This is a genomic window from Pseudomonas sp. IT-P171, from assembly GCF_949767765.1.
GTDB classification, from domain to species: Bacteria; Pseudomonadota; Gammaproteobacteria; order Pseudomonadales; family Pseudomonadaceae; genus Aquipseudomonas; species Aquipseudomonas fluorescens_B.
The window spans coordinates 1-371 of record NZ_CATKQN010000038.1 but is presented as its reverse complement, the minus strand read 5'-3'; the positions used below and the strand labels follow the sequence as shown (position 1 = coordinate 371).

1 pseudogene is annotated in these 371 nt (G+C 67.9%); it reads right to left on the bottom strand.

Going from position 1 to position 371, the window contains the following annotated elements:
- Positions 1-371 (bottom strand): annotated as a pseudogene (locus ACM6I5_RS19835) (hypothetical protein); the annotation flags it as partial.

Genomic DNA, 371 nt, shown 5'->3' with positions numbered 1-371 from the left:
GGGCGCTGACCAGCGTTTCGGCGGCAGGTTGTCCGGCCCGTTGCAGGCGAACTTCGCGCAGTTGGCCGGCCCGATCATGGGCGAAGTGGCGGACGTGGCCTTTGGCATCGGTCTGGCTCAGCGCCTCGCCGGTGGCTGCGAAGTGCCAGGCAGAACGCGCGCCCTCATCCGGCTCCAGCAACCCGTTGCGTTCAGCCTCCGCAAGGGGCCAGTCAGGCGGAGCCAGGCTGTCGAGGAAATGTCGGACTTCGGCGAGGACCACACCCGACAGCCCGTACTCGGGGAGCAATCGGCTCCCCGCCGGATCATCCTGTCGCACCGGTTGGCCGCAGCGATTGTGCCGCGCATTGTCCGTCGAAGAACTGCCCCAA